Raw genomic sequence first — 25377 nt, 5'->3', positions numbered from 1 at the left:
CCGCTTCATTGCTGGGGCACCGCGCGCACGATGCTCTGCGTGACTTCGCGCATCACCAGCGCGAACAGCGGCGCCAGGTCGGCCTGCGCCGCCTCGAGCGCACAGCCCTGGCGCGCAGCCGCTTCGTGTCGTTGCAGTTCGGCCGACAGGCCGCCGGCGCCGATCAGCATGGCCATGCCCTTGAGCGCATGGCTGCTGGCGGTAATGGCGGCAAAGTCGCGCCGCGCAAACGCCTGTTCGAGCCGCGCGAACAGGCCCGGCGCATGTTCGAGAAACGTGTGCGACAGCGTGATGAACGTACCCCGGTCGCCGGCCGCTTCCATCAGCACGGTGGGGTCGATGCTCTGGTAACGGTAGGCGCTCACCTGGCGGCCCGTAGGAACTGGGCGCAGCCGGCGCGCAGGTAGCCGCGCAACTCGTCGTAGTTGACCGGCTTGCCGAAGAAGACCACGCCCGGCGGGACGCCGCCGCGCGCTTCGAGGTCGGCCTCGGCCAGCGCCGAGACGATGGCGATGTGCATCGGCCGCAGCTGCGGGTCGTTGACGATGGTATTGACCATCTCGTAGCCATCGATGCCGTCCATGACGATATCGGTGACGATGATGTCGGGCTGGCGGCGCGCCACCTCGAGCAGCGCCTGGTAGCCGTTTTCGCAGAACACCAGCTCGGCCGGCAGGTGCCAGTCCGCCAGGTGCTTCTGGTACAGGATGCGCTGCATCGGATTATCTTCCACGACCAGGATGGTGGCCTGTTCTCGGTCCCGGTGGCGCGGCGCCGCTGCTACCGGCGCCGTTGCCGGGGTCGGTGGTGCGGTATGCTGGCCGCCGGCCTGGCCCTTGTATGCCAGCACCGCCGCCAGCGGAATGCGGCGATGGCCGCCCCGCGTTTTCCAGGCTTCGATGGCGCCCGATTCGACCAGCTGCTGGACCGAAGAGACGGACACGCCGAGGATCTCGGCTGCGCGCTGGGTGGTGCACACTTGGTCGGTTTCACTTGCAGATTTCATTACACACAACTACCGGCATTCAAAGGGACCGAGATTATCCCCGAAAATCATTTTAATCAATGGATTTATGGTTTTTCGCGCCAGGCAGGCGAGCGTTTTTTTGACCGCAGACGCATCGTTGCCCGCCATGCGACCGGCGCGTCGCGCGCCGGCGCCGGCTAGGATTTGCTCTTGCCACCCAACAGGCGTTCCTTGGTGCTCAGCAGCTTCTGCACCTTGGCGCCCATCTTCATCAGCTGCGCCAGCGATTCGGGCGACAGGTGCTGCATCTCTTCGAACCAGGTGTTGGCCAGGTCGACCAGTTCGTACATGTCGCGCATGCGCTGCTGCGCGTAGTGGTCGCCAGGTTCGCTGGCCGGCGCCATCAGCGACTCGCGCAGCACGGTCAGCGTCGGCGCCACCTCGCGCCGGCGCCGCTCGGCCGCCACCACCTTGAAGATCTGCCAGACGTCGCCCAGCGATGAAAAATATTCGCGCCGGTCGCCCGGCAGGCGCGTCTGCCGTATCAGGCCCCACCCCTGTAATTCCTTCAGGCCGATGCTGACGTTCGAGCGCGAGAACGCCAGGTGCTCGGCGATTTCGTCCGCGTGCAGCGGCTGCTCGGAGACGAACAGCAGCGCATACACCTGTCCCACCGTGCGGTTGAACCCCCAGCGGCTGCCCATTTCGCCGAAGTGGCCGATGAAGCCCTGTGCCAGCGGCGTCATCTGGAAGTTGTTCGGGGTCGGCGTGGTCGGTGTATTGGGCATGGTGGACGGCTCCGCAGTGAAAAGTGATGTACATCATCGAACAGAAGGATTATACTAAAAATCGAATTTACAAAAATTTCTGAAAACTCAGTAATTACAGGATGTTCCCATGTGCTCCGCAAGCGTCCCGACCCCGGTTTTTGTCGCCCCCCGCATCGCCGCCCTGGTGCACGGTGCTGCCGCGCTGGCATGGTTGCCGCAAGCGGCGCTGCTGGCGTGGACGGTGCAGGGCATGGCGGCAGGAACTGGCTGGCGCGCCGCCGTGGCGCCGGCAGCGGCCGTGCTGGCGCTGGGCGTGCTGCGCGCACTGGCCGAGGCCTGGGGAACGCGGACCATGTATGCGGCGGCGCGCGCCCACCTGTCGTCGCTGCGCGCGCCCACCTGTCGTCGCTGCGCGCGCACGCCGTGGCCGCACTGGCGCGGCGCTCGCCGCTCGACCGCCAGCGCGCGCCGTCGGGCCAGGCGGCCAGCGTGCTGGCCGAGCAGGCCGAAGCCGTGGTGCCGTATCTGGTGCGCTTCCAGCCGGCGCGCTGGAAAGCCGTGCTGGCGCCGCTGGCCATCCTGGCCGTGATCGCCCCGCTGTCGTGGCTGGCGGCGCTGGTGCTGCTGGCGGCGGCGCCGCTGATCCCGCTGTTCATGGCGCTGGTGGGCATGGGAGCGCAAGCGGCCAGCCGCACCCACCTGGTCGAGCTGGGCGGCATGAATGCCTTCCTGCTCGACCGCTTGCGCGGCCTGGCGACCTTGCGGGCGCTGGGCGCGGTGGACGCCACTGCCGCCCGCCTCGGTGACGCGGCCCAGTCGCTGCGCCGGCGCACCATGGCCGTGCTGCGTATCGCGTTTCTGTCGTCGGCGGTGCTGGAACTGTTCTCGGCCCTGGGCGTGGCGATGGTGGCCGTGTATGTCGGCTTCTCGCTGCTGGGCACCCTCGACATCGGCGCGTGGGGCGGGCGTCTCGGCCTCGCGCAGGGCCTGTTCATCCTGCTGCTGGCGCCGGCGTTTTTCGAGCCGCTGCGCGAGCTGGCCGCCGTCTGGCACGACAAGGCAGCCGGCGAAGCGGGGCTGGCGGGCTTGCACGACCTGGGCGTTGCAGGTGCGATGCTGGTCGGCGCCGGCGCCGGCGCCGATGCCGGCAGCACGGCGCGCTCGGCGGACGTCGCCACCGTCAGGCCGACCGGCCGGGCAGCGGTCGGCGCGGACCACGCAGACGCAGGCGCGCCTGCCGCCAGTGGGGGAGCCAGGGAAGACGCTGGCGTGTCCCCCGTGTGCGGCGCAGCCAGGGCAGCTGCCGACCCGGGCAGGGAAGTCGCAGACGTAGCCGCTCTCAGCTCGGGCCAGGATCGCGTCGACGTGTCCATCGTCAGCGCTGGCGCTGGGGCAGCTGCCGGCTTCCGCCAGACGCCGCCTGCGCTTGCGGTCCGCTCGCTGTGTTTCGCCCATCCCGGCGAACCGCCCCTGTTCGACAAGCTGTCGTTCTGCGTGGGCGGCGGCGAACACGTGGCGCTGCTCGGCGACAGCGGCGCCGGCAAAACCACCTTGCTGGCGCTGCTGGCGGGCTTGCTGCAGCAGACTGCTGGCACCATCCGTATCGGCGGCGTCGTGCTCGGCCAAGCCAGTGCGGCAGCGCTGCGGCGGCGCATGGCGTGGATGGGTCAGCGTCCGCACGTGTTCAGCGCCTCGGTGGCAGACAATGTCACGCTCGGGCGCCCGGTGCCCGCCGGCGGGGCTGTCGCTGCAGCGCTGAACCTGGCCGGTCTGGCCGGCGTGACGCAAGCGCAGCCGGACATGATGTTGGCCGATGGCGGGCATGGACTGTCCGGCGGCGAAGCGGTGCGGCTGGCGCTGGCCCGCGTGGCGATCTGGCCGCACGCCGACCTGCTGCTGGTCGACGAACCGACGGCCCATCTCGACAGCGAGACCGCCGCCCGCGTGACCGACGCGCTGCTGGCGCTGGCCCGCGGCAAGACCATGCTGGTCGCCACCCACGATCCGGTGCTGGCCGCGCGCCTGCACCGCAGCATCGACCTCCGCGCCCGGAGCGTGTACCGGAGCATCGCATGAACCTCATATCCGATCCCGCATTGCGCCAGCTGCTGCTGGCCGAACCGAAACGGCTGCTGGGCGGCGCCGCGCTGGCGGCCCTGACCACGCTGGCCGGCATGGCCCTGCTGGGCCTATCCGGCTGGTTCATCACCGCCACCGCGATCGCGGGCGCCAGCGCGGCGACCGCGCTGATGTTCGACGTCTTCGCGCCATCGGCCGGCATCCGTCTGCTGGCGCTCGGGCGCACCGGCAGCCGTTACGCGGAACGGCTGGTCACGCACGACGCCACCTTCGGCGCCCTGGCCCGGTTGCGGGTGCAGCTGTTCCGCGGCTGGTCGCTGCCCGATGCATCGAGCCGCCTGCTGCGCAGCCCGGCCCGGCTGCTGTTCCGGCTCACCGCCGACATCGACGCCCTGGAATCGCTCTATCTGCGGCTGCTGGTGCCGGCCGCCACCGCCGTCTGCGCGGCGCTGCTGGCCGGCGTGACGCTCGGCGTCATGCAGTGGCAGCTGGGCGTGGCAGTGGGCCTGTGGCTGCTGCTGTGCGGTAGCGCGATCACCGCGCTGCTGATGAGCAGTGCGCTGCGTCCCGGACTGGCCCGTGCGCGCGCGGTCGAGGCGCTGCGCGCCCGCGCCATCGACCTGGTGGCCGGGCAGACCGAGCTGGCGATGGCCGGCCGTCTCGGTGCGCAGTGCCACGCCCTGCAAAGCGCCGACCGGGCGCTGGCGCGCGCCGACCTGGCGCTGATGCGATGCGACACGCGCGCCGGTGCCGCTTTCGGCATCGCCGGCAGCATTACCCTGGCTGCGGTGCTGCTCGCTGCCGCCGCACTGACCGACCTGCGCGCCATGCCGGTGCCGCTGGCCGCGCTGGCGATCCTGCTGGCGCTGGCAGCGATGGAACCGTTTGCCGGGCTGCGGCGCGGTGCGCTGGAGGCCGGCCGCCTGTGGCTGGCGATCAAGCGGCTGGGACCGAAACTGGCGCAGGACAGCGCGCCGCAGCCGGCCGTGCGTGGCGATGACGCTGACCCTGACACTGGCTCCGGCACCTGCACCTGCACCAACGCCGGCACCGGCACCGGTACCGACATCGGCGTGGTGCCAGCCGCCGATGCCGCCGGTGGCCCCGTTAAACCTGCAGCCACCGTGATCGCGCTCGACCGGGCGAGCGCCGCCCAGGGTGGGGCCGCACCACGGATTCACCACATCGATCTGCACATCGCGCCCGGCGAGCGGGTGGCGCTGGTCGGTCCCAGCGGCGCCGGCAAATCGACCTTGCTGGCGCTGATCGCCGGCGAGATCGCGCCGCTGGCCGGCAGCGTCGCAAGTCCGTCCGCCTGCCTGTTCACCCAGCGCACGGAGCTGTTCCAGGACACGGTGCGCGACAACCTGCGGCTGGCGTCTCCGGCGGCCGACGACGCGGGCCTGTGGCTGGCCTTGCAGATGGCAGGGCTGGACGCGCAGGTGCGCGCCTTCAGCCAGGGGCTCGACACCATGCTGGGCGAGGGAGGATTGGGACTGTCGGGCGGGCAGGCACGCCGGCTGGCGCTGGCGCGGCTGCTGCTGCACCGCTCGCGCATCTGGCTGCTCGACGAAGCGACCGAGGCGCTGGACGCCGCCACCGCGCGCGACGTGCTGCAGCGGCTGGACGCGCAGGCGCGTGCCGGCGGCCAGACGCTGGTCATCGCCACCCACTTGCGGCGCGAGGCGGCGCTGGCCGACCGCCTGGTGGGGATGCGCAACGGCCGCATCGCCTTCGATGCCCGGCGCGGCACTCCGCAGTTCGAGACCGCACTGGCGGCGCTGCGCCAGGACTGAAGCCGGGCACCGGGCCGCCAATCAACGACATAGCAGAAAAATCAGCAGACAACATTCACGTCACAACGTCACAACCAGGGAAACATCATGGACTTCGATATCGTCGCCTTATCCAGGCTGCAGTTCGCGCTCACTGCGCTGTACCACTTTCTGTTCGTGCCGCTCACCATCGGCCTGTCCATCATCCTCGCCATCATGGAGACCGTGTACGTCATGACCGGCCGCACCATCTGGCGCGACATGGTCAAGTTCTGGGGTGTGCTGTTCGGGATCAATTTCGCCATGGGCGTGGCCACCGGCATCGTCATGGAATTCCAGTTCGGGATGAACTGGAGCTACTACAGCCACTACGTGGGCGACATCTTCGGCGCCCCGCTGGCCATCGAGGGCCTGATGGCGTTCTTCCTCGAGGCCACCTTTGTCGGCCTGTTCTTCTTCGGCTGGGACAAGCTGTCGCCGCGCGCGCACCTGGTGGTCACGTGGCTGGTGGCGCTCGGTTCGAACCTGTCGGCGCTGTGGATCCTGATCGCCAACGGCTGGATGCAGAACCCGGTCGGTGCGGCGCTCAACCCGCAGACCATGCGCATGGAGGTGACCGACTTCGGCGCCGTCCTCACCAACCCGGTGGCGCAGGCCAAGTTCGTGCACACGGTGTCGGCCGGCTACACGGTGGCCGCCATCTTCGTGCTCGGCATCTCGGCCTGGTATCTGCTCAAGGGCCGTCATGTGGCGCTGGCCAGGCGCTCGATGACGGTGGCTGCCGCGTTCGGGCTGGCCGCTTCGCTGTCGGCGGCAGTGCTCGGCGACGAGAGCGGCTACCAGTCGTCGGAGCACCAGAAGATGAAGCTGGCGGCCATCGAAGCGATGTGGGAAACCGAGCCGGCACCGGCTGCCTTCACCGCCTTCGGTCTGCCCGACCAGCAGGCGCGCGAGACGCATTACGCGCTGCACATCCCGCTGGTGATGGGCCTGATCGGCACCCGCTCGCTCGACACCGAAATCCCCGGCATCGCCCAGCTGGTAAAAAGGGGCGAGGACACCATCCGCGAGGGTATCGTCGCCTACGATGCGCTGCAGACCATCCGCGCCGTGGCGCCCGGCACCGCCATGCCGGCTGACGCCAGGGCGATTTTCGAGGAAAAAGGCCACGCGCTCGGCTATGCCTTGCTGCTCAAGCGTTATGTCGATGACCCGAGGCTCGCCACGGCAGCGCAGATCCACCAGGCTGCGCTCGACACCGTGCCGCCGGTTGCGCCGCTGTTCTGGTCCTTCCGCCTGATGGTTGGCCTCGGCATCTTCTTCATCGCGCTGACCGCCACCTTCTTCGTGCTGTCGGTGCGGCGCACGCTCGACCGTCACCGCTGGCTGCTGAAAGTGGCCGTGCTGGCGATTCCGCTGCCGTGGATGGCTGCCGAAGCCGGATGGGTGGTGGCAGAACTGGGCCGCCAGCCGTGGGTGATCGAAGGCGTGCTGCCGACCGCCATGGCCGTGTCGCACCTGGGGGCTGCCACGCTGCTGGCCACGATCGCCGGCTTTGCAGCGATCTACACGGTGCTGCTGGCGATCGAGGCGAAGCTGATGTTCAAAGCCATCCGCAAGGGACCCGAAGCATTCACGGTTGCCGCCGTGCCGGCGGCTGCGAAACCGCGCCCGGCTGCCGCACCCACCATCAACCAGCCACTGTCGGCCTGAGGAGCGCATCATGATCCTGCATGAATTACTGTCTTACGAAACCCTGCGCCTGGTGTGGTGGGTGCTGCTCGGCGTGCTGCTGATCGGCTTTGCCGTCACCGACGGCTTCGACCTCGGCACCGGTGTGCTGCTGCCGTTCGCCGGCAAGACCGACCTGGAACGGCGCGTCATCATCAACAGCATCGGTCCCGTGTGGGAGGGCAACCAGGTCTGGCTGATCCTCGGCGGCGGCGCCATCTTTGCCGCCTGGCCGCAGCTGTATGCGGTCTCGTTCTCGGGCTTTTATCTGGCCATGTTCGTGATCCTGGTCGGGCTGATCCTGCGGCCGGTGGCGTTCAAGTTCCGCAGCAAGCGCGAGGATCCGCGCTGGCGCGCCCGCTGGGACTGGGTGCTGTTCTTTTCCGGCGTGGTGCCGGCCCTGATCTTCGGCGTGGCCGTCGGCAACGTGCTGCTGGGCGTGCCGTTCCGCTTCACCGCCGACATGCACATCCTCTACGAGGGCACCTTCTTCGGCCTGCTTAATCCGTTCGCCCTGCTGTGCGGCCTGGTGTCGGTCGCCATGCTGACCATGCACGGCGCGGCCTGGCTGCAACTGAAAACCGACGGCGATGTCGCCGCCCGGGCGCGCCGCTACGGCAGTGTGGCCGCCATCGCCACCGTGGCGCTGTATGCGGCGGCCGGCGTGGTGTTGTGGCAGGCGGTCGATGGCTACCGCATCACCAGCGCCATCGCGACCGACGGTCCGTCGAACCCGATGGCCAAGAGCGCGCAGGCTGCCGCCGGCGCCTGGCTGACCAACTTCAGCGATCATCCGTGGACCTGGTCCGCACCGGTCCTGGGCCTGGCGGCGCCGCTGGCAGCGCTGGCGCTGATGCGTGCGCGGCGCGGCGGCCTGGCGCTGCTGGCGTCCGGCGCAGCGATCGCCGGCGTGATTCTGAGCGTGGGTGCTGCGATGTTCCCGTTCATCCTGCCGTCGTCGCTCGACCCGCGCGCCAGCCTCACGGTCTGGGATGCGTCGTCGAGTCACCTGACGCTGTTCATCATGCTGGTGATGTCGGCCATCTTCATTCCGCTGATCGTCGCGTATACCAGCTGGGTGTACAAGGTCTTGTGGGGCAAGGTCGATGGTGCGGCCATCGCCGAGCGGCGCGGCCACGCCTACTGAATCATCATCACCAAAACAAGCAACTGGAGAGGAAATCATCATGTGGTATTTTGCCTGGATCCTGGGGCTGCCGCTGGCAGCGATGTTCGGGGTGTTGAACGCGATGTGGTACGAAATGGTCGAAGATGGCAGCGCCGACGGCGCGCAGGGCGGCAGCGTGCATCCCGGTTAGCTCCGGTGCCAACGGTGCTTGAGTGTTTAATGATAATGACTTATCATTACCGACTGTCCAGCATCGATGAGGAACCATTCATGTCCGTTTTCCGCAGCAACCGCACGCCGCTTGCCCTGGCGCTCGCCCTGGCGTTCAGCCATTTCTCTGCCCAGGCACAAGCGGACAGGCGCCTGCCGGCCGATCCCGAGGCGGTACCTACCGTGATCGTCTCGGCCAGCGCGCTGGGCGTGGAGGGCGGCGACATGATCACCCCGGTGACCGCCATCGGCGGCAATGAGCTGGTGCGGGTGCGCGAATCGACGCTGGGCGAGACCTTGAACCGCCAGCCCGGCATCTCGTCGAGCCAGTTCGGCGCCGGCGCCAGCCGGCCGATCATCCGTGGCATGGATGGTCCGCGCGTCAAAATCCTGTCCGACGGCGCCGAAGTGCAGGACGCGTCCACCATCAGCCCGGACCACGCCGTGGCGTTCGAGCCGATGCTGGCCGAGCGCATCGAGGTGCTGCGCGGGCCGTCGGCACTGGCTTACGGCGGCGGCGCCGTGGGCGGCACCATCAACATCATCGACCGCAAGGTGCCCACGGCGCTGCCGGCCAATGGTCTCGAAGGCAGTGCCGAGCTGCGCGCCAACTCGGTAGCGCGCGAAAAGGCCGGCGCGTTCGAAGTGACCGGCGGCGCCGGCAGCATCGCCTTTCATGCCGAGGGCGTCAAGCGCGAGGCCGATGCCTACCGCGTGGGCAAGGGCTGGAGCGAAGGACGCACCGTCGAGGGCAGTTTCAAGAACACCGACACCGGCAGCGTCGGCCTGTCGTGGATCGGCGCCGACGGCTACCTGGGTCTGGCCTACACCAAGGAGCGCACCAGTTACGGCATTCCCGGCCATAACCACGCTTTCGAAGGCTGCCGGCTCGACAACGGCGCACTGGCCTGCGACGGGCACGAGGAAGAAGGTGAGGAGGGCGGGGACGACCATGACCACGACCATGAGCACGACCATGAGCATGCAGGTGAGGTGCCTACCGTAAAACTGGACAGCCAGCGCTGGGACCTGCGCGGCGAATACCGGGCGCCGGTGGCCGGCATCAGCAAGCTGCGCCTGCGCGCCTCGCGCACCGATTACCGGCACGACGAACTGGAAGGCGCCGAGGTGGCGACCAGCTTCCGCAACAAGGCGCACGACGTGCGCGTGGAAGCCGAGCATGCGCCATTGGGCGGCTGGCGCGGCGTGGTGGGCGTGCAGACGACCCGGCGCGATTTCGTCGCCGACGGCGAAGAGGCCTATGTGCCGGCCACCGTCACCAGCAGGAATGCGGTGTACGTGACCGAGGAATACAAGCTGCAGGACTGGCGCTTCGAAGCGGGCGCCCGCCACGAGTGGCAGGACATCACCGTCAATCAGGCCGGTTTGCGCGATCACGACGTGGGCGGCACCTCGCTGGCGGTGGGCGCGGTATGGAAGTTCGCGCCCGAGTACTCGCTGCGCGCCTCGCTCTCGCGCGCGCACCGCCTGCCCACCGCCGAGGAACTGTACGCCAACGGCGTACACCTTGCCACCAGCACCTACGAGATCGGCAACCAGGACCTGGACAAGGAAACCTCGAACAATCTGGACCTGACGCTGCGCAAGTACGCGGGCCCCACCACGTCTTCGCTCAGCGCCTTCCACAACAAGGTCGACCGCTACATCTACGCCCGCACGCGCGACAACTTCGAAGGCTTCCAGCTGATCGAGTACGCCCAGCGCGACGCCACCTTCACGGGCCTGGAAGGCGAGATCAAACACAGGTTCTCGCTTGCGTACGAGGGCACGCTGTTCGGCGACTACGTGCGCGCCCGTTTCGACAGTGCTGCCGGCGACCGCAATCTGCCGCGCATTCCGGCCGCCCGCCTCGGCGCGCGCATGGATGCCAACTGGGGCCAGTGGCACGGGCAGATGGAGTTCTACCGCGTCGCGCGGCAAGACAAGGTGGCCGATTTCGAGAGCGCCACGCCCGGCTACAACATGCTCAACCTCGGCACGCACTACACGCTGCGCCTGGGCGGCCTGCCGGCGCAGCTGTATGCGCGCCTGAACAACCTGACCGACGAACTGGCGACCAGCCACACCTCGTTCATCAAGAACGCGGCGCCGCTGCCGGGCCGTAACCTCACCGCCGGTGTGCGCGTGTCGTTCTGATGATGAAGTATCTGATCCGCTGGGGCGATTATGCGGGCATCACCGCGTCCGGCCTGTGCCTGGTCCACTGCGTGGCGATGCCGTTCCTGCTGGCGGCGTTTCCGGTGCTGGGCGTAGATCACGGCCACGCCTCGGTGCACAGGCTGCTGGTGCTGGGCGTGACGATACCGGTGCTGGTGGCGCTGCTGCCGGGTTTTATCAAACACCGCGAGCCGGTGGCGCTGCTGCTCGGTGCAACCGGCCTGGCTGCCTTCATCGTGGCCGTGTACGTGGTGGGACCGCTATTCGGCCAGCTGGCTGAAACCGTACTGGCCATCTGCAGCAGCGTGCTGCTGATCGTCGCCCACCGCCGCAATCACGGCCATTGCAGGGGCTGTGCAAGTCGCTAGGATCAGTCGTCGAGGGCGCCCCGGCGCGCTACTGGCACTGGTCGCACAGGCCGTACAGGGTCAGTTCGTGGGACTCGAGCCGGAAGCCCCGGGGCGCCATCTTTTGCATGTCGCCCGGGCAGGCGTGGACTTCGAACACCTTGTCGCAGGCGCGGCAATGGAAATGGTGGTGATGGCCGTGACCGGCCACTTCGTAGCGGTCGCCGCCGCCGGGCAGCGACACCGCGGCAATCTCGCCCGACTCCAGCAGCGCCTTGATGTTGCGGTAGATGGTCGCCATGCCGATACCCGGCACCGCCTGTTGCGCGTGTTCGAGGATTTCCTGCGGCGCGAGCGGGCGCCCGGCAGCCGTGATGCATTGGTGGATGGCGGTGCGTTGGCGGGTATTTCGTTCCATTCGATTCTGTTCCTCGGCGCCGGACGACGGCCCGGACAGGCTTCAATTATATAACCGGGAACCTCTGCATGTTATTAAGATCGCTGTTCTTCCTCACTTCGCTCTCCGTCGTGGCCTCTTCTGCGGCCGCGCCATCGGTGGCGGCCCCGTTGATCGATACCCCGCCCTCGGCCGCCCCGTGGCATGGCAAGAGCGAACGGCTGGCGGTGCCTGCCACCGACCCGCTGGCCACTCCGGCCGAGCGTTCCGGCTTCCAGGTCTCGCCCACGTACGCGCAGACCATCGACTACCTGCGCACGCTGACGGCCGCTTCGCCGCTGCTGTCGCTGCACACGTTCGGGCGCAGCTTCCAGGGGCGCGAGCTGGTGTACGTGCGGGCCAGCAAGGCTGCCACCGACAAGCCGGGCATCAGGAAACCGGTGGTGCTGGTACAAGCCGGCATCCACTCGGGCGAGATCGATGGCAAGGATGCAGGGCTGATGCTGCTGCGCGATATCGCCCGGCGCGGCCGCGACGATCTGCTCGATGCGGTGGACCTGGTGTTCATCCCCATCCTCAACGTCGACGGTCATGAAAGCGCGAGCACCATCGGTCGTCCGCACCAGAACGGACCGCAGATCAAGGGCGCGCGGACCAACGGCCAGGGGCTGGACCTGAACCGCGACTATGCGCGCCTGCAGTCGCCCGAGATCGCGGCCGTGGTGAAGCTGCTGCAGACCTTCGATCCGGCGCTGTACATCGACGTCCACGTCAGCGACGGCATCGATTACCAGTACGACGTCACCTATACCTACCCCGGCTGGGGCACCTACGCCCGTTCGCGCGCCACGGCCGACTGGCTGATGACAAGCTATCACGGCGCAGTGCATGCGGCGCTCGGCGCGCAAGGCCACGTTCCCGATCTGTACCCGAGCTGGGTGGACGAGGATGCACCGGAGAAGGGCTTGCGCATCAGCGCCGAAGGTCCGCGGTATTCGACCGGCTATGGCGATTTCGTCGGCATACCGACGGTACTGGTCGAAAACCATGTGATGAAGCCGTACAAGCGCCGCGTGCTGGGCACCTACGTGCTGCTCGAGCAGTCGCTCAAGACGGTGGCGCGCGACAGCGCCCGCATCGCAGCTGCCAAGGCGCAGGACCGCGCCGACCGTCCCGCGCAGCTGATGGTGCGCTGGGAAAGGGACGCTGCGCCGCTGAGCACCAAGACCTTCAAGGGCTACCGGTACGAGACCTACGTGTCGCCGGTATCGGGCGTACGCGAACGGCGCGACACCGGTGAGCCAATCGATATCGCCATGCCGGTGTTTGGCGTGCGCTCGCTGCGGGACGTGGCGCTGCCCACTGCGTGGTGGATAAGCGCCGACCAGCAAGCCATGATTGCGGCACTGCGCCGCCACGGCATCGTGATGGAAGAACTCAAGGCGCCGCGCACGCTGACGCTGGAAGCGGCGCAACTGCTGAGCGGCAAGGACCGCACGGCGCCGCAGCGCGTGCGCAAGCAGTGGACGCTGGCGGCCGGCTCGGTGCGGATTCCGGCCGACCAGCCGTTCCACCTGCTGGCGGCAGCGCTGCTGGAACCGGAAAGCGACGATTCGTTCCTGGCCAACGGCTGGTTCGACAACGCCCTGCCATTCGAAGCCCAGCTGCCGCGCCACCTGCTGGCGCCACTGGCGGACAGGATGATGGCGCAAGATCCGGCCCTGCGTGCGGCCTTTGCCGAAGCGCTGGCGGCCGACCCCGCGCTGGCCGGCGACCCCTCGGGGCGCCTGCGCTGGTGGCTGGTGCGTTCGCCCTATCTCGACCGCGCGCGCTGGACTTACCCGGTACTGGCGGAGCGGCCATAAGGAGACCGCTAAACTGGTTAGGCCAGATAGAAATTGGTCTAACCACCTTGAAATCTTGCTAGAATGGTCCCGCAGTGTCAGACCCGGACAATCCGGGCAGTTAACCAATGACGGAGACCAGACCATGAAGGTGAAATTCGCGCGCACGATCGACCGCAGGCGCCGCAGCCTGTTGACAGCCCTCGGACTCGGCGCCGGCGCATCGGCGCTGCTGCCGGCCGCCGGCGCCCACGCAGCCGCTGCCGGGAGCAGCGTTGCTGATCCCTGGCAGCGCGCGCGCGAGATCGAACAGAAGTTCGCCCGGCCGCTGGCCTTCCGCGACCAGGACTTCGTCATCACTGCCTATGGCGCCACGCCATGCACGCTGGCGCCGGTCACCGCCATCGTCCGCTACACCGAGAAGGCCGCGGTGCCGTCGCCGGTGCGCGGCTCGCCCGATGCCTATCCGGCCATCGCTGCTGCGATTGCTGCCTGCCACCAGGCCGGAGGCGGACGCGTGGTGATACCGAAAGGCGACTGGTACGTGGCCGGTCCGATCGTGCTGCGCTCGAACGTGCACGTGCATCTCGCTGCGGGCGCCCACGTGTATTTCAGCGCCAACCCGGCCGACTATGCGAAGTACGGGGAGATCGATTGCGGCGCCAGCGGCAAGCTGTCGATCTCGCGCTGGCAGGGCAACGATGTGCTCAATTACTCGCCGCTCGTGTACGCCTACGGCCAGACCAATATCGCGCTCACCGGCGAGGACTGGACCAGCGTGCTCGACGGCCAGGGCGGCGTGCCGTTTGAAAACGGCGAAGGCTGCTGGTGGGACTGGAAGGGACGCCACAACAAGGATAGCGTGCAGACCGAGAATGCCGTCAACGAGCGCAATCCGTCATCGCTGGCCGAAGTGGCGCCGCAGTTGCCGGAGCACGAGCGGCGCATGATCGAAGCGACGCCGCAGAGCTTCCGCGCCGACGTGCGCTACCTGCCGGCGCTGTCGGAAGCGGGCGTGCCGGTGGCCAAACGCGTGTTCGGCGTGGGCCACTACCTGCGCCCGAGCATGATCGAATTCATCGGCTGCACCGACGTGCTGCTGCAAGGGTATATGGTGACGGCCACGCCGTTCTGGCAGCACCACCCGGTCAACTGCCGCAATGTCCACGTGCGCAAGGTGCGCATGGAAAGCCAGGGACCGAACAGCGACGGCTTCGACCCGGAGGCGTGCGACACGGTATTCGTCGAACACTGCGAGTTCAATGCCGGCGACGACTGCATCGCCATCAAGGCCGGCCGCAACCGCGACACCGGCTTCGGCCCCACCCGCAACGTGCTGGTGCAGGACTGCGTGATGAACAGCGGCCATGGCGGCATGACCCTGGGCAGCGAGATGGCCGGCGGTATCGAGCACGTGTACGCGCAGCGGCTCGATTTCCGCAACAAGTACTGGCAGACCTCGGGCCTGAACACGGCCATCCGCATGAAGACCAATATGAACCGGGGCGGCTTCCTGCGCCACTTCTACGTGCGCGACTGCACGCTGCCCAACGGCGTGGCCACCATCGGCCGCAGCTACAGCCAGCTGCCCGGCACCCGCCTGCCGGCGGTGCCGTACACCACGGCCGGCGGCGTGATCACCATCGATTGCGACTACACGCCGGTGGACGAGAGCGTGCGCATCCGCCCGCCCGAGGTCTCCGACGTGCACATCTCCAACCTGCGCGTGAGCGACGTGCAGACGCCGACCGGCAGGCATTCGTGCTTCCAGGCGTTCGTGATCCTGGGGCCGGTGGCCGGCACCTACAACGGCCCGGCGGGCAAGCCCACGCTGCCGCTCGATCACATCACGATCAGCGATTGCGACTTCGGCACGCCGCGCGACGCGCAGCAGCCCTGGTTTGCCTACAACGTGAAAAACCTGGTGCTCAAGAACGTGAAAATCGCCGGCAAGACGGTCAACCGGAAGATCGATGCCTGAGCGGTTTTTTTAGTCGGCCAGGTGCGACGCCCGCCAGCGGAGATGCTATGCTGTCCACATTTACTCCGTGGCATCGGGGTCGATTTTCCTGGGGCGGTAAGTCATGAGGCTCGTTCTTGTTTGCGCGTTGATCTTTCCACTGGCGGCCCACGCGGGCGATGGTGCCAGAGACCCGGTGCTCGACGCCGCGCCGGTCGCCGATGTCAAACACCTGCAGGGGCAGCTCGACCCCGCCCTGATCCAGGCGGTGGCCGCAGCGCAGAAGGCCGAAGCGCCGCCTGCGGCGCCGGCACAGGCGTTCTCCGGCGCCCCGGCATTCAGTTCCGCCAACGCCGCGATCATGACAGCAGCCTTCGACGAAGCGCAAGTACCCGATTGCCTGCATTCCCAAGGGTTGAAGCGCCAGCCGACGTTTTTCCTGGCGGGCTACCTGGCGCTGCCGTTCATCGCTGTCGCCAAGCTGCGCGGCAAATGCCAGTAATATAAAAAAACCCCGGCGCGCCGGGGTTTTTTTTGGGGGGAGTGCTTATTTCGGGTCGCTTGCCGCTTCCTCGGGGAAGGCGTTGGTCGGCTTGGCGCCCCACAGCGCGTAGAACAGGATATACAGTTCGCACGCCACCGTCAGCAGGAACGATTGCTGCAAGCCGAAGTGGTCGGCCAGCATGCCCTGGACCACGACCAGCGCGCCGCCGGCGATCGCCATGATCATCAGGCCCGAGCCTTCTTCGGTCAGCGGACCGAGGCCCTTGATGCCCAGCGTGAAGATGGTCGGGAACATCACCGAGTGGAACAGGCCCACCGAGATCAGCGCCCACATCGCCAGCGAGCCGCCCGAGTAGGTCGCTACCAGCATCACCAGCGCTGCTGCGATGCTGCAGCCTGCCAGCACGCTTTCGGCCGTGAACTTGCGCATCAGCACACTGCCGGCAAAGCGGCCGACCATCATGCCGCCCCACAGCAGCATCAGGTAGTGCGACGCCTTTTCGTGGGTGACGTTACCGATATCGGGTTGCGAGACGAAGTTGATGAACAGGTTGGCCACGCCGATTTCGGCGATCAGGTAGATGAAGATGGCCGGAATGCCGAATACCAGGTTGCGGTGCTTCCACAGCGAGTGGTTCTTGCGCGCCGCCTTGGCCGCTTCGCGGTTGGTCGAGGCGCCGATCTCCGGCAGCGGGAAGCGGGCGATGACGACGGCCAGGATCACCAGCACGCCGGCCACGATCAGGTAAGGCAGTTCCACGGCGCGGGCGTCGGCCAGACGCTCGGCCTGGGTCAGCACGTGGTCGGCGCTGGTGGTGCCCGAGCTCGAACGTCCGAGGATCAGGTAGCCGCCGAACAGCGGCGCCAGCATGGTGCCGAGCGAGTTAAACGCCTGCACCAGGTTCAGGCGCGCCGACGCCGAGCTGGCGGGACCGACCACGGCAACGTACGGATTGGCTGCCACCTGCAGCAGCGTGATGCCGCAGGCAATGACGAACAGCGCCAGCAGCGTCACCGGGTACGACGGCAGGTGGGCGGCCGGGATCATCATCAGCGCACCGGCGGCCATGATGACCAGGCCGATGACGAGCGACTTCTTGTAGCCGACGCGTTCGATCAGCCGCGCAGACGGAATCGAGGCAAAGAAATAAGCGATGAACCAGACCGATTCGATCAGCGTGGTCTGCGTATAGTTCAGTTCGAACACGCTGCGCAGGTGCGGCAGCAGCGTGTTGTTGATGACGGTAATGAAACCCCAGGTGAAGAACAGGCTGGTCAGCAAATACATCGCCGATTTTGCCGTGTTGGCGTGCGCTGCGCTCATGGAGGGCCTGCTGGTGCTGCTCGAAGGTGTTGGTGCCGCCACTTTATATCCTTTTTATAGACTTGCCTGGATCGCAATCTTAGTAGCAAAGCGTGCATAACACCAATAACTAAATGGAATTCCTCTATACCGAAATGATGATGACAGTTATCACCGAATCAGATTATGGCTGATTATTGCCTGAATGCACGAAATACTGCCGCACCGCAGAGCATGCGCGGGGTTTCCGGAAGCAAAAGGTTATACTGCAGCACCGGAGGAATGGCCTCCGGACGCAGCGTCGAACGGGGGATGGATGGAGCAGCAGGGAGCAGGGGCGCAGGCGGTGGACAAGACCACGGCGGACGATCTCGGATGGTTGGCCGGCGGCGGCGACATGGGCGAGTTGATACGCTCGATGGACTGGTCCACCACGCCGCTCGGACCCGTGTCCGGCTGGCCGCAAAGCCTGCGCACGTCGGTCAGCCTGTGCCTGTCGTCCACGTTTCCGATGCTGGTGGCCTGGGGGCCGGAAGATGTGCAGATCTATAACGATGCCTACCGGCCGATTTGCGGCGCCAAGCATCCGCAGTCGATGGGCGAACCATTCAAGATCTGCTGGGCCACCGCGCTGCCCGTGGTCGGCGACGCCTTCGACCGCGCCCATGCGGGGGAGGGCGTGTACATCCGCGACCAGCGCATGTTCCTCGACCGCTACGGCTATCTCGAAGAAGCGTTCATGACGTTTTCGTTTTCGCCGATCCGCGCCGAATCGGGCAAGGTCGGCGGCATCTTCCACCCGATCAGCGAAGGCACGGCGGCAGTGCTCGACGCGCGCCGCACCCAGAACCTGCGCGACCTGACCGGCCACATCGCGCTGGCGCGCACCGGCGACGAACTGGCGCGCATGATGGTGTATGACAGCGAAACGCTGGCCATGGACGTGCCGTTCATGCTGCTCTACGAACTGTCGGACGATGGCCGCACGCTGGCGCTGCGCGCGCGTGTCGGTCTGCCGGCAGGCAGTGCACTGGCGCCCGACGTCGCGTCCGCAACCGTGCCGGGCCAGGGCGGCTGGGACTTTGCCGCCGCGCTGGCGGCCGGCGGCAACCAGCGCATCGAACACCTGGCTGCGCGCTTCGGCGCTTTCGACTGCCCGCCCTATGAGGAGGCGCCGCACACGGCGATGGTGCTGCCGCTGACGGTGGCGGGGCAGGAGCGCCCTTACGGGTTCCTGGTGGCCGGCGTGAGTGCGCGCCGCGCCCTCGACGACGCCTACCTGAATTTCTACGAGCTGCTGCGCGGCGCCTTCAACACCGCCATCGGCAACGTGCTGGCCTACGAGCAGGAACAGAAGCGCGCAGCCGCGCTGGCGGAAATCGACAAGGCCAAGACCGCATTCTTCTCCAACGTTCCGCACGAATTCCGTACCCCGCTCACGCTGATCCTCGGCCCGCTGGAAGATGCGCTGGGCGACACGGCGGACGCGCTCTCGCCACGCCAGCGCGACCGCATCGACCTCACCAACCGCAACGCGCTGCGGCTGCTCAAACTGGTCAACTCGCTGCTGGACTTTTCCCGCATCGAGGCCGGCCGGGTGCAGGCGCGCTTCGCGCCGGTGGACCTGGCCCAGCTCACGGCCAACCTGGCCAGCGTGTTCGAGGCGGCCATGGACAAGGCGGGGCTGGCCTACCGGGTGGAGACCGCGCCGCTGTCCGAACCGGTCTTTGTCGATCTCGAAATGTGGGAAAAGGTGGTGTTCAACCTGCTGTCGAATGCGTTCAAATTCACCCTGCGCGGCAGCGTCACGGTGCGGCTGGAGCAAGTCGCCGGCGGCGCGCGGCTGACCGTGCGCGACACCGGCGCCGGCATTCCGGCCGCCGAACTGCCGCGCGTGTTCGAGCGTTTCCACCGGGTGGAAGGGGTGCAGGGCCGCAGCTACGAAGGCACCGGCATCGGGCTGGCGCTGATCCAGGAACTGGTGCGGCTGCACGGCGGCGCCATCAGCGTCGACAGCACGCTGGGCGAGGGCACCATCTTCACGGTGGAGGTGCCGTTCGGCTCCGGCCACCTGCCGCCGCAGTACGTGGTGGCGCGCCCGGAAAGCTCTACCGGCGAGCGCATGGGGTCTGCGTTTGTCGAGGAAGCGCTGCGCTGGCTGCCCGACAGCGTGCCGCCCGCGCCGGCCGCCGCTGCCGCCTCGATCCCGACTGCAGCAGATGCGGCGGCAGCCCCGGCGCAGCGCGCCCGCATCCTGATCGCCGACGACAATCAGGACATGCGCGGTTACGTGCGCACCCTGCTCGAACGCGATTTCACCGTCGAGACCTGCGCCGACGGCCAGGAGGCGCTCGAGGCGGTACGCCGCAACCCGCCCGACCTGCTGCTGTCCGACGTGATGATGCCGCGCCTCGACGGCTTCGCGCTGCTCAAGACCATCCGCGCCGACCAGGCGATCCGCCATGTGCCCGTGATCCTGCTGTCGGCGCGCGCCGGCGAGGAAGCGCGCATCGAAGGCCTGGAGGCGGGCGCCGACGATTACCTGGTCAAGCCGTTTTCCGCCAATGAACTGCTGGCCCGCGTGCGCAACCATATCGAGCAGGCGCGCGAGCGGCAGGAGGCCACGCTGGCCCTGCGCGAGCGCGAAGAATATTTCCGTTCGCTCGTCAATGCATCGCCGGCCATGTTCTGGACCACCGACGAAGACCACCAGTGCACGTTCCTCAGCCAGCGCTGGTTCGACTACACGGGCCGTTCGCCGGAGCAGGACCTGGGGCGCGGCTGGATGGAGCTGATCCATCCGGACGATGCCGTCGGCGTGGGCGAAGCCTATACCGCCGCCTGCGACCGCAACCGCCCGTTCTCGATCGACTACCGCCTGCGCGACCGCAGCGGCGCCTACCGCTGGGTGATCGACGCCGGCGCGCCGCGCCTGGGCAGCGACGGTCGCCTGGTCGGCTACATCGGCACCGTGATCGACGTCCACGAGCGGCGCATGCTGCAGGACCGCTTTGCCAACGTCACCCGCGCCAGCGGCATCGGCGTCTGGTATGCCGATTCGCCGCTGTCCACCATGCAGGCCAACGCCCAGCTGCGCACCCAGTTCGCGCTGCCGGCCGACGGCCTGGTGCCGGTGTCGCAGTTCTACCTGCGCGTGCACCCCGACGACCGCGACCGCGTGCAGGACGAGTTCCAGCGTGCGATGGTGGAGGGCGAGGGGTACGAAGCCGAGTTCCGGGTGGCGCCGGCGCCGGGCCAGACGGCGCCGCGCTGGATCCGCATGATCGCCTGGTCGCAGCACGACGAGCAGGGCGGCATCATCCACTTCGACGGCGTGACGCTCGATGTGACCGACCAGAAGAGCGGCGAGTCCGAACTGCGCAGCAAGGCCGGCGAGCTGTCGCAGGCCAACCAGGCGCAGCGCGAATTCCTGGTCACGCTGGCGCACGAGCTGCGCAATCCGCTGGCGCCGATCCGCAGCGGCCTGGAAATGATGCGCGCCCAGCACCTGGCGCAGGAAGAAATCGAGCGGATCCGCGGCATGATGGAGCGCCAGGTGGGTCACCTGGTGCACCTGGTCGATGACCTGCTGGACCTGGCGCGCATTGCGCGCGGCAAGGAAGTGCTGGTGTTCGGCCCGGCCGACCTCAATGCCGTGGTGCGCAACGCGGTGGAACTGAGCACGCCGCTGATCGACGCCCGCCATCACCGCCTCAAGCTCTCCGTCTCCGACCACCCGCAACCGGTGTGGCTCGACGCCCAGCGCATCGCCCAGGTGATCGGCAACCTGCTCAATAACGCCGCCAAGTACACCCCCGACCATGGCGCCATCGAGCTGCGCGCCGCGGTGGCCGACGGCGAGCTGACCGTGAGCGTCTCCGACAACGGCGTCGGTATTCCGGCCGAGGCGCTGGGCAGCGTGTTCGACATGTTTACCCAGGTGCCGGGCAGCGAAGCGCAGGCGCAGGGCGGCCTCGGCATCGGCCTGAACCTGGTACGGCGCCTGACCGAACTCCATGGCGGCAAGGTCAGCGCCCACAGCGCCGGCGCCGGCTGCGGCAGCACCTTCACCCTGCACCTGCCGGTGCGCATGCCGGCCGCGCAATCGCTGGCGGCAGGGGCGGCGTCAGCGCCGGCCGCCTCGTCGCCGGTGTCGGCACCGTCGCCTGCTCGCAAGGAGCAATCGGCATCGACCGCCAAGCTGCGCGTGCTGGTGGTGGACGACAATGTCGATGCGGCCGAGACGCTGTCGGCGCTGTTCGAGATCAAGGGCCACGCCGTGCAGACCGCCCACGATGGCATCGACGCCGTGGGGCGGGCGCAGACTTTCCTGCCGCAGGTGGTGTTCCTCGACATCGGCCTGCCCGGCATGAACGGCTACGACGTGGCGCGCGCGCTGCGCAAGCTGCCGGGGCTGGGCGGCGTCGTCCTGGTGGCGCTGACCGGCTGGGGCACGGAAGCGGACCGACTCAAGTCGGACGAAGCCGGTTTCGACCACCACCTGACCAAGCCGGTCAGCTTCGACGAGATCGTGCGCCTGATGGCCGATCTGGCGGGGCGGGTGGCCAGCTAGCAGCGATGAAACGCCTGTTCGTGCGCGTGCTGTCCGGCTGGCTGCTGGTCCTGGCGGTCTGCTTGCCGGCAGGCGCCGCGCAGCGCCCGCTGGTGCTGGTCAGCTACGACTATCCGCCTTACATGGAAGTGCAGCAGGGAAGGCCGGCAACCGGCATCGCGGTGGACCTCGTGCGCGCCGTTTTCGCGCGCATGAAACAGCCGGTCGCGCTGCAGTTCTATCCGCTGGCGCGCAGCCTGTCGCTGATCGATACGCCGTCCGCCGACGGCTTTTTCACCATCAAGAAGACGGCGCAGCGCGAACGGCAGTACCTGTATCCGCGCGAGCCGCTGCTGACCCAGGATGTCGTGGTGTTCGTGCGCGACGATGCGCGCCTGACCTTTCACGGCAACGTGAGCGAACTGGCCGATGTGCGCCTGGGGGTGGTCAACAACATTTCGTACGGCGCCATTGTCGATACCGCCGTCGCGCGCGGCGTGTTCACCCGCCTGGAAGTAGCGCAGAACCACGAAGCCAATTTCCGCAAACTGCTGGCCGGACGCATGGACGCCCTGGTCAGCAGCCGGGCCGTGGGAATGGCCGTGCTCCAGCGGCTGGGCATGCAGGACAAGGTCAAGGTCATCGGCCCGCCGATCGAGCGCACCCAGGCCTATCTGATCTTCAACCGCCGCACCGTGGCGCCGCAGGTGGTGGCCGCCTTCGACCGGGCGCTGGCGGCGATGCGCAAGGACGGCACGCTGCAAAAGCTGCAGAAGCTGCCCGGGCCGACCGACGCCGGCACGCGCACCGGCCTGCGCTGAGGGCCTGGCGCGCACCGGTGCTCGGCGCCGCCGGGACGGCAGATGGCTCTGCCGTAGAAGTTCGGCCTGCGCCGGTGAGCGCGCGCAAGACCGGCCCGGGTGGCACTGCTAAGGTCCCAGTTTTGCGCGACGGATCCTGCCATGCATTTGCTCGACGTCACCATGTTCTATGCCGTGCACGGCGGCGGCATCAGCAGCTACCTGAACGCCAAGTCGCGCTGGCTCGCCCAGCTTGGCCAGTGGCGCCACACCATCGTCACGTCCAGCATGGCGCCCGGGTGTGCCACCGGCGGCGCAGTGCCCGCTGTAATGTCCGATGCAATGCCCGACGTGAGGTCCGGCTTTGCACCGGTTTTTACGGCGGGCTCTGCGTCCCCTTGCGCCGGCACTGCGCTGATCGCGCTGGCGGGCCGAAGCGTGCCGGGCATCCATGGTTACCGGCTGCCGCGCACGCCGCGCGCGCTGCTCCAGATATGCGAGCGCACCCGCCCCGACCTGGTCGAGGTGGGCGACGCCGGCCCGTTCGCACTGTCGGCGCTGGCGGCGCGGCGCCGCCTGGGCATGCCGGTGGTCGGCTTTTACCATTCCGACCTATATGCGCTGGCGGCGCAGCGCTTCGGCCCAGCCGGGGCGGCGCTGGTCCGCCGCTACCTGGCCCGCGTGTACCGCCGCTGCGACCTGGTGCTGGCGCCGAGCCGGCTGATGGTGCGGCGGCTGGCGCAACTGGGCGTTCCCGCCGCCGTGCACCAGCCGCTCGGTGTCGATGCCGGGGTATTCTGTCCGGCGCGGCGTGACGCTGCGCTGCGCCAGCGTCTGGGGCTGGACCCGGCAACCCGTCTGCTGGTCTACGCCGGCCGTTTCACGCCGCAAAAAAAGCTGCACCTGCTGGCCGGCGCCATGCAGCGCCTGGGACGACCGTACCACCTGCTGCTGGTCGGCGGCGGCGTGGCGGCCGGGGCCGCTGCCGTGATCCCGCGCAGCACGGTGCTGCCGTTCGTCTCCGACCCGAAGCGGCTGGCGGCGCTATTGGGCGGCTGCGACCTGTTCGTCCATCCGGCCGATGGTGAAACCTTCGGCCTGGTGGCGCTGGAAGCGATGGCCTGCGGCATACCGGTGCTGGGCACGGGCGGCGGCGTGGCCGAGCTGATCGACCGCCACACGGGACTGGTGGTGGCGCCCGACAGCGCCGGGGCGCTGGCCGACGGCGTGGCGGCCATGTTCGAGGCCGGCCTGGCGGCGCTGGCCAGCAATGCCCGCCGCAAGGCCTGCGAGCACTACGACTGGAACCACGTGATGCCGCAACTGCTCGAACGCTACGCCGGTCTGCTGGCAGCGCCTGGCCACCGGGTCGGCGCTGCGCAGGTGCGCTCATCGCGCGCCTGACGGATCGGTGCGGGCCGCCGCACGCGACCCGGTCTGGCACGCAGCGTTTCACCCTATAATCGGCGACACGTGAAACTACCTTCATTGCCAATGAGATTCTCTGCCATCTTAGTTCCGGGCTGGATTTTGGCGCTGGGCGCCGCGCCCGCGCAGTGCGCCACGTGGTACGTTGCGCCAGCCGGCAACGACGGCCACGCCGGCACCGAGGCCGCGCCCTTTGCTACGCTCGCCCGCGCCCAGGACCAGGCCGCGCCGGGCGACACCGTGTACCTGCGCGGCGGCCGGTACCTGGTCACGGCCGGCGTGGAAAGCTGCGCCAGCCGCACGGCCACGGTCAACGCCGTCACGCTCGACAAGAGCGGCGCCGACGGGCTGCCGATCCGCTACTGGGCTTATCCGGGCGAAAAGCCGGTGTTTGATTTCTCGGCCATGAAGGACGACTGCCGGGTCAAGGGGTTCAATGTGACGGGCAGCTGGCTGCATCTGAAAGGACTAGAAATCACGGGCGCGCCGCAGCAGCCGGGCAACCGCCTCAATCACGAATCGTGGGGCGTGTGGGTGAGCGGCAGCCACGACATCTTCGAGCAGCTCGATCTGCACCACAACATGGGACCGGGCCTGTTCATCCAGAACGGCAGCTACAACCTGGTGCTCAACTCCGATTCGCACCACAACTACGATCCATACACGTCCAATGGCGCCGGCCAGAGTGCCGACGGTTTCGGCGCCCATATCAAGGCCAACCACCCGGGCAATGTGTTTCGCGGCTGCCGCGCCTGGGCCAATTCGGACGACGGCTTCGACCTGATCAACGCCTACTCGCCGGTGGTGATCGAACACTCGTGGGCGTGGTCGCAAGGCTATCTGCCCGGCACCCGCACGCCGCTGCCCGACGGTAACGGCAACGGCATCAAGGCCGGCGGCTATGACGGCGCCTATGTCGCCAATGGCGCCCGCCACGTGGTGCGTTTTTCGGTCGCGTTCCGCAACAAGGCGGCCGGCTTCTATGCCAACCACCATCCGCTGGCACTGGACTTCTTCAACAACACGGCGTTCGAGAACGGCGTCAACTACGACATGCTGGGCGTGGCGCCCGACGGCGCGCGCATCAACCTGGGCACGCTGCGCAACAATGTCTCGTACCGTGGCCGCCTCGGGCGCAACCTCGACGGCGCCGACATGCGCAACAACTCCTGGAATTTGCCGGATGCAGCCGGCGACGCCGACTTCGACGACGTCGCTGCCACCGGCTGGGATGCCCCGCGCCAGGCCGACGGCAGCCTGCCGGTGCTGCGCGCCTACCACCTGGCGGCCGGCAGCCGCCTGATCGACCGGGGCGTCGATGTCGGCCTGCCGTTCAACGGCGCTGCGCCCGACCTGGGCGCGTTCGAGCGGCGCTGAGCGGCGGCCGGCTTGCGGCTTGCGCT

At 67.9% G+C, this 25377-nt stretch carries 18 protein-coding genes and 1 pseudogene; 14 read left to right on the top strand and 5 right to left on the bottom strand.

The window, feature by feature from the left end; translation table 11 throughout:
• Nucleotides 1–5: 5 nt before the first annotated feature.
• From ASF61_RS13155 to ASF61_RS13145, 3 genes are all read right to left on the bottom strand, one after another.
• Nucleotides 6–365, bottom strand: coding sequence for an Hpt domain-containing protein (locus ASF61_RS13155; RefSeq protein WP_056156480.1), 360 nt, complete (start codon nt 363–365; stop codon nt 6–8).
• Nucleotides 362–1006, bottom strand: coding sequence for a response regulator (locus tag ASF61_RS13150; RefSeq protein WP_056156479.1), 645 nt, complete (start codon nt 1004–1006; stop codon nt 362–364). The genes ASF61_RS13155 and ASF61_RS13150 overlap by 4 nt, the downstream gene beginning before the upstream one ends.
• Before the next feature lie 158 nt (nt 1007–1164).
• Entirely contained in the window at nt 1165–1755 is a 591-nt protein-coding gene (locus ASF61_RS13145; protein WP_056156476.1) for a GbsR/MarR family transcriptional regulator, read from the bottom strand.
• 109 nt (nt 1756–1864) lie between these two features.
• Between ASF61_RS13145 and ASF61_RS13140 the strand changes: the two are divergent.
• The 7 genes and pseudogenes from ASF61_RS13140 (at nt 1865) to ASF61_RS13115 (ending at nt 11207) form a co-directional block, all read left to right on the top strand.
• Nucleotides 1865–3813 (top strand): annotated as a pseudogene (locus ASF61_RS13140) (ABC transporter ATP-binding protein/permease).
• Nucleotides 3810–5612, top strand: a complete 1803-nt coding sequence (locus ASF61_RS13135) for an amino acid ABC transporter ATP-binding/permease protein (RefSeq protein ID WP_056156474.1) — start codon at nt 3810–3812, stop codon at nt 5610–5612. Before ASF61_RS13140 ends, ASF61_RS13135 begins: the two are co-directional and overlap by 4 nt.
• Before the next feature lie 87 nt (nt 5613–5699).
• On the top strand, nt 5700–7304 hold the full coding sequence (locus tag ASF61_RS13130; RefSeq protein WP_056156472.1) for a cytochrome ubiquinol oxidase subunit I: 1605 nt from the start codon (nt 5700–5702) through the stop codon (nt 7302–7304).
• 10 nt (nt 7305–7314) lie between these two features.
• Nucleotides 7315–8469 (top strand): cytochrome d ubiquinol oxidase subunit II, encoded by a 1155-nt coding sequence (gene cydB / locus ASF61_RS13125; RefSeq protein ID WP_056156470.1) that lies wholly within the window; start codon nt 7315–7317, stop codon nt 8467–8469.
• A 40-nt stretch (nt 8470–8509) separates the two neighbouring features.
• The gene (gene cydX / locus ASF61_RS22825) at nt 8510–8641 is read left to right on the top strand and encodes a cytochrome bd-I oxidase subunit CydX (protein WP_082491585.1); all 132 of its coding nucleotides are present in this window, start codon (nt 8510–8512) and stop codon (nt 8639–8641) included.
• A gap of 80 nt (nt 8642–8721) precedes the next feature.
• Entirely contained in the window at nt 8722–10818 is a 2097-nt protein-coding gene (locus ASF61_RS13120) for a TonB-dependent receptor domain-containing protein (RefSeq protein WP_056156468.1), read from the top strand.
• Nucleotides 10818–11207, top strand: a complete 390-nt coding sequence (locus ASF61_RS13115; RefSeq protein WP_056156466.1) for a MerC domain-containing protein — start codon at nt 10818–10820, stop codon at nt 11205–11207. The genes ASF61_RS13120 and ASF61_RS13115 overlap by 1 nt, the downstream gene beginning before the upstream one ends.
• 28 nt (nt 11208–11235) lie before the next feature.
• Here the strand turns inward: ASF61_RS13115 and ASF61_RS13110 are convergent, their stop codons facing one another.
• A complete protein-coding gene (locus ASF61_RS13110; protein WP_056156464.1) occupies nt 11236–11604 on the bottom strand; it encodes a Fur family transcriptional regulator in 369 nt (122 codons plus the stop codon).
• 68 nt (nt 11605–11672) lie between these two features.
• Here ASF61_RS13110 and ASF61_RS13105 point away from each other — a divergent pair, with 68 nt between their 5' ends.
• The 3 genes from ASF61_RS13105 to ASF61_RS13095 all read left to right on the top strand — a co-directional run bounded on the left by ASF61_RS13105 (nt 11673) and on the right by ASF61_RS13095 (nt 15889).
• Nucleotides 11673–13448: a M14 family metallopeptidase gene (locus ASF61_RS13105; RefSeq protein ID WP_056156462.1), complete on the top strand. Its 1776-nt coding sequence runs from the start codon at nt 11673–11675 to the stop codon at nt 13446–13448.
• 124 nt (nt 13449–13572) lie between these two features.
• The gene (locus ASF61_RS13100) at nt 13573–15408 is read left to right on the top strand and encodes a glycoside hydrolase family 28 protein (protein WP_056156460.1); all 1836 of its coding nucleotides are present in this window, start codon (nt 13573–13575) and stop codon (nt 15406–15408) included.
• Between the two features lie 127 nt (nt 15409–15535).
• Nucleotides 15536–15889, top strand: a complete 354-nt coding sequence (locus ASF61_RS13095; RefSeq protein WP_056156458.1) for a hypothetical protein — start codon at nt 15536–15538, stop codon at nt 15887–15889.
• Between the two features lie 45 nt (nt 15890–15934).
• On the opposite strand, the gene ASF61_RS13090 is transcribed toward ASF61_RS13095, so the two are convergent.
• Nucleotides 15935–17215, bottom strand: a complete 1281-nt coding sequence (locus tag ASF61_RS13090) for a sugar MFS transporter (protein ID WP_056156456.1) — start codon at nt 17213–17215, stop codon at nt 15935–15937.
• Between the two features lie 295 nt (nt 17216–17510).
• On the opposite strand from ASF61_RS13090, the gene ASF61_RS13085 reads away from it, so the two are divergent.
• From ASF61_RS13085 to ASF61_RS13070, 4 genes are all read left to right on the top strand, one after another.
• Nucleotides 17511–21767 carry an ATP-binding protein gene (locus tag ASF61_RS13085; RefSeq protein ID WP_056156454.1) on the top strand — a complete coding sequence of 1419 codons (4257 nt, stop codon included), beginning with the start codon at nt 17511–17513 and terminating at the stop codon, nt 21765–21767.
• Between the two features lie 5 nt (nt 21768–21772).
• Entirely contained in the window at nt 21773–22567 is a 795-nt protein-coding gene (locus ASF61_RS13080) for an ABC transporter substrate-binding protein (RefSeq protein ID WP_056156452.1), read from the top strand.
• Between the two features lie 141 nt (nt 22568–22708).
• Nucleotides 22709–23950, top strand: coding sequence for a glycosyltransferase (locus ASF61_RS13075; protein WP_056156449.1), 1242 nt, complete (start codon nt 22709–22711; stop codon nt 23948–23950).
• 90 nt (nt 23951–24040) lie between these two features.
• Entirely contained in the window at nt 24041–25351 is a 1311-nt protein-coding gene (locus tag ASF61_RS13070) for a right-handed parallel beta-helix repeat-containing protein (protein ID WP_056156446.1), read from the top strand.
• The last annotated feature ends 26 nt before the right edge of the window (nt 25352–25377 follow it).

Source organism: Duganella sp. Leaf126 (assembly GCF_001423125.1).
In the GTDB taxonomy this organism is placed as follows: Bacteria; Pseudomonadota; Gammaproteobacteria; order Burkholderiales; family Burkholderiaceae_D; genus Rugamonas.
Note: the sequence above shows the minus strand (reverse complement) of the source record. Positions and strands in the feature narration are given on the sequence as shown.